The sequence below is a fragment of the Mesorhizobium sp. M7A.F.Ca.CA.004.04.2.1 genome (assembly GCF_004022825.1).
Taxonomy (GTDB): domain Bacteria; phylum Pseudomonadota; class Alphaproteobacteria; order Rhizobiales; family Rhizobiaceae; genus Mesorhizobium.
Genome location: NZ_RZPH01000480.1, coordinates 1 through 4371 on the forward strand (window position 1 = coordinate 1; position 4371 = coordinate 4371).

The 4371-nt window shown below is 64.7% G+C and carries 5 protein-coding genes and 1 pseudogene; 5 read left to right on the top strand and 1 reads right to left on the bottom strand.

Annotated features, from left to right (window positions below; translation table 11 throughout):
• Positions 1 to 260 (top strand): helix-turn-helix domain-containing protein (locus EN893_RS20475; protein WP_128361732.1); only part of this gene is annotated, 260 nt, incomplete at its 5' end.
• A gap of 5 nt (positions 261 to 265) precedes the next feature.
• Here EN893_RS20475 and EN893_RS20480 read toward each other — a convergent pair.
• Positions 266 to 823 (bottom strand): sugar O-acetyltransferase, encoded by a 558-nt coding sequence (locus tag EN893_RS20480; protein ID WP_127266541.1) that lies wholly within the window; start codon positions 821 to 823, stop codon positions 266 to 268.
• Positions 824 to 964: 141 nt separating this feature from the next.
• Here EN893_RS20480 and EN893_RS20485 point away from each other — a divergent pair, with 141 nt between their 5' ends.
• The 4 genes and pseudogenes from EN893_RS20485 to EN893_RS20500 form a co-directional block, all read left to right on the top strand.
• Positions 965 to 1426, top strand: a complete 462-nt coding sequence (locus EN893_RS20485) for a DUF4126 domain-containing protein (protein WP_127266540.1) — start codon at positions 965 to 967, stop codon at positions 1424 to 1426.
• The gene (locus EN893_RS20490; protein ID WP_127272314.1) at positions 1423 to 2799 is read left to right on the top strand and encodes an FAD-containing oxidoreductase; all 1377 of its coding nucleotides are present in this window, start codon (positions 1423 to 1425) and stop codon (positions 2797 to 2799) included. Before EN893_RS20485 ends, EN893_RS20490 begins: the two co-directional genes overlap by 4 nt.
• 125 nt (positions 2800 to 2924) lie before the next feature.
• Positions 2925 to 4097, top strand: coding sequence for an MFS transporter (locus tag EN893_RS20495; RefSeq protein ID WP_127272313.1), 1173 nt, complete (start codon positions 2925 to 2927; stop codon positions 4095 to 4097).
• An 86-nt stretch (positions 4098 to 4183) separates the two neighbouring features.
• A pseudogene (locus EN893_RS20500) lies at positions 4184 to 4371 on the top strand (peptidase M14); the annotation flags it as partial.

Consider the following 4371-nt stretch of genomic DNA (forward strand, 5'->3'; position numbering starts at 1 on the left):
TTCCCCGCCGCTTCCAAAAATCGATCGGCACCAGTTTCGGCGATTGGCTGACCAGCCAACGGATAGAACTGGCTCAACGGTTGCTGGAGGCGACCGAAAAGTCGATGGACATGGTCGCCTTCGAAGCCGGCTTCGGCAGCGCCACCTCGCTGCGCCAGCATTTCGCCGCAAGGCTGAGGACATCGCCGGCGCAATATCGGCGCGAATTCTCCAGAAGGACCGACCAGGGCGAGCGCATGACGTACGTTCTGTCGTCCTGATCTATTCAGTCCCGCTTGACCTGATGTGCCGGATTGCCGACCACCGTGGTGTTCGCAGCCACGTCGCGCGTCACCACCGCGCCGGCGCCGACGATGGCACCTTCACCGATGCTGACGCCGCCAAGGATGACGGCTGAGCCGCCGATCCACGCATTGGCGCCGATCTCGACCGGCTTGGCGATCTCCAGTCCAGCTTGCCGCCCAGCGACCTCCTTGTGATGCTCGGCGCAATAAATCTGCACATTGGGACCGAGCAGCGTTCCCTTGCCGATGCGCACACTCGCCGTGTCGAGGATGGTGCAGCCGGCATTGAGGAAGACGCCGTCGCCGAGAAAGATGTTGAAACCATAGGCGCAGTGAAACGGCGCCTCGATGCGGGCACCCTCGCCGGCGTTGCCGAGTAAAGCTTTCAAGCCCGACCCGAGATTGCCGCGCTGCCGCGGCGGCAGGCAATTGTGCTCGAACACCGCGTCACGCGCTACCACACGCAAGGACTCCAGCTCATCATCGAGGCAGGTGTACCATTCGCCGGCCGCCATCTTCACGCGCTCGCTTTCGGCTATGACGCGGTCTCCAGTTCACGTCCTTCAAAAGCACAAGTGCGGCCAACAGAAAAGCGCCGATGCAAGTACTGGTCAAATATTGGACCTATGGTAGCCTGCGTCTCAAGGCCGTCCTGGCCCGGTGATCGAGGGGGATCGACCATGCTCTACATTCTCGCACTTCTGATCGGCGTCGTTGCCGGTCTTCGCGCCATGACGGCGCCGGCTGCCGTTGCCTGGGGCGCTTATCTCGGCTGGCTGCCGGTTGCCGGCACCTGGGCGAGCTTCATGAGTCACTGGGCGGCTGTCGGCATCTTCACCATCCTGGCCATCGTCGAACTGGTCACCGACCAGTTGCCGTCGACGCCGAGCCGTAAAGTGCCGCAGCAATTCGGCGCCCGCATCGTCATGGGCGCCTTCACCGGCGCGGTGATCGGCGCGACAGGCGGTGCCACCATCGGCGGCTTGATTGCCGGCGCCATCGGCGCCGTCATCGGCACGCTGGGCGGCGCTGAAGCTCGCGGCCGGCTCGCAGCCGCCTTCGGCAAGGATCCGCCCGCCGCCTTCATCGAGGACGCGGTGGCGATCATCGGCGGCCTGCTGATCGTAGCGGCGGTGGCATGACGACGAAAACCTTCGACGCCATCATCATCGGTGCCGGACAGGCTGGCCCTCCGCTGGCCGGCCGACTGACGGCCGCCGGCATGAGCGTGGCGCTGATCGAGCGCAAGCTGGTCGGCGGCACCTGCGTCAACACCGGCTGCATGCCGACCAAGACCATGGTCGCCAGCGCCTACGCCGCGCATCTTGCGCGCCGCGCCGCCGACTATGGCGTGACGCTCAGTGGCCCCGTCGGCGTCGACTATGCCAGGATCAAGGCGCGCAAGGACAAGGTGACGATCGACGCCCGCACCAATCTCGAGACCTGGATTGCCGGCATGGACAAATGCACCCTCTATCGCGGCCATGCGCGTTTCGAATCCGCCAACACGGTGCGCGTCGGCGACGATCTGCTGACCGCCGAAAAGATCTTCCTCAACACCGGCGGCCGAGCCTCGGTCCCAGACCTGCCTGGCATCCACGACATCGACTATCTGACCAATTCCTCGATGATGGATCTCGACGTGCTGCCGCGCCATCTCATCGTCGTCGGCGGCAGCTACATCTCGCTCGAATTCGCACAGATGTTCCGCCGCTTCGGTAGCGAAGTTACCGTCATCGAGAAGAGCCCACGCCTGACCGGCCGCGAGGACGAGGATGTCTCCGCCGCCATCCTGTCGATCCTCGAAAACGAGGGCATCACGGTCCATGTCGGCGCCGACGACATCGCTTTCGCCAGACAGGGCCAGGACATTGCCGTAACCTTCTCCGCCGGCAAACCGCCGGCGGTCGGCTCGCACGTGCTGCTGGCTCTGGGGCGGACGCCCAACACCGATGACCTCGGCCTGGAGAGGGCTGGCGTGGAGGTCGACAAGCGCGGCTTCGTCTCTGTAGACGACCAGTTGCGCAGCAGCGTGCCCGGCATCTGGGCGATGGGCGACTGCAACGGCAGGGGCGCCTTCACCCACACCTCCTACAACGACTACGAGATCGTCGCCGCCAACCTGCTGGACAACGATCCGCGCAAGGTCAGTGATCGCATCGAAGCCTATGCGCTCTACATCGACCCACCGCTCGGCCGCTGCGGCATGACCGAGGCCGCGGTGAAGAAATCCGGCCGTCGCGCGCTGGTCGGCCAGCGGCCGATGACCCGCGTCGGCCGCGCTATCGAAAAGGGCGAGACGCAGGGCTTCATGAGGATCCTGGTCGACGCCGACACCAGGCAGATCCTCGGCTGCTCGGTGCTCGGCCCCGGCGGCGACGAGGTTATCCATAGCGTACTCGACCTGATGTACGCCAAGGCGCCCGTCGACACGCTGGCGCGTGCCGTGCACATCCACCCGAATGTCTCGGAGCTGTTGCCAACCATTGCCCAGGAATTGAAGCCGCTGGTTTGACAGCCTGTTAGCGACCCATTTCAAAGCTCTTCCTTTTCTGCATCGCTGCGATGCAGCAATGCAGCTTGCGCACGGTGGCGTCCTTCGCGCAGTCTCAATTTGAACCGATTCAGTCTGGACGCCCCATGCCCTTGCCGATCCTTGCGCTTGCCATTGCGTCCTTCTGCATCGGTACCACCGAATTCGTGATCATGGGCCTGCTGCCCGAGGTCGCAGCCGACCTCGGCGTATCGATCCCTTCTGCCGGCCTGCTGGTTACCGGATATGCGCTGGGCGTCGTCTTCGGCGCGCCGATCGTGGCGATGGCCACCGCGCATTTGCCGCGTAAGCCTGTGCTGGTCGGGCTGGCCGTCCTGTTCGTCATCGGCAATCTGTTTTGCGCCATCTCGCCCAACTACTGGACGCTGATGGCCGCGCGCGTTTTCACCGCTTTCGGCCATGGCGCCTTCTTCGGCATCGGCTCGGTCGTTGCCGCCAGCCTGGTGCCGCGCAACAAACGCGCCAGCGCCATCGCGCTGATGTTCGCCGGGCTGACGCTGTCCAACATCCTGGGTGTTCCCGCCGGAACCGCACTTGGCGAAGCGTTCGGCTGGCGCTCCACCTTCGTTGCCGTGGTCGGTATCGGCCTGATCTCGGTGGCAGCGATCGCCTGGCTGGTGCCGTCCGATGTCGCCCAGCCAAGCGGTGGCGGCCTGCGCGGCGAGCTGCGCGTGCTGGGCAAGCTGCAGGTCTGGCTGGCCATGCTGATCGCGGCGCTGACCTCCGCAAGCCTGTTCACCGTCTTCACCTACATCAAACCCTACCTCACCGAGGTATCGGGCTTGTCGACCTCGGCAGTCACGTGGGTTCTGCTGCTGTTCGGCGCGGGCATGACCATCGGCAACATTATCGGCGGCAGACTGGCCGACTGGAAACTGATGCCGACAGTGATCGGCACGCTGCTGCTGATGGCCCTGCTTTTCGTTGGCTTCAGGCAGTTCGGCGCAATCGCCAGCGTTGCCGTCGGCATCGTCTTCCTGTGGGGCCTGCTCATCTTCGTCGTCGTGCCGCCGCTGCAGATCCGGGTCGTCGAGGCGGCCTCCGAGGGACCGAACCTCGCCGCCACGCTGAACCAGGGCGCCTTCAATGTCGGCAATGCCAGCGGCGCCTGGATCGGCGGCGTTGCCCTTTCCGCCGGTGTTTCCTATGCCAATTTGCCGCTGGTCGGCGCAGCACTCGCTTTGTTGGCGGTCACCGTCGCCGTGCTGTCGCAGGCGCTGGACCGGCGCGCGCCGGTCATCCCGCTTCCGGCTGAATAGCCTCTTGCGCCCATAGCGCGGCGGGCTGGACCAATCGACATCGGCGCCTTCAAATCGCATGTCTCTCGCTCTTGATGGAGGAAGTCATGCAGAAATCGATCGAGCGCATCGCCGGCGAAAGCGAAGGGGTTTCCTACGAATTCCCGCTGTTCCGCTTCACTGGTTCCGACAAGGCTGCTCCTTCGGCATACCTACAGGCGGCACTCCATGCCGGCGAGTTGCCGGGCGTCGTCGCCATCGACGCGCTGATGCCGATGCTTGCCAAAGCGGAGGC

What these genes read in the sequence shown, in the direction of transcription:
- EN893_RS20485 (WP_127266540.1), top strand. Translation starts at nt 965, where the DNA reads ATGCTCTACATTCTCGCACTTCTGATCGGCGTCGTTGCCGGTCTTCGC.
- EN893_RS20490 (WP_127272314.1), top strand. Translation starts at nt 1,423, where the DNA reads ATGACGACGAAAACCTTCGACGCCATCATCATCGGTGCCGGACAGGCT.
- EN893_RS20495 (WP_127272313.1), top strand. Translation starts at nt 2,925, where the DNA reads ATGCCCTTGCCGATCCTTGCGCTTGCCATTGCGTCCTTCTGCATCGGT.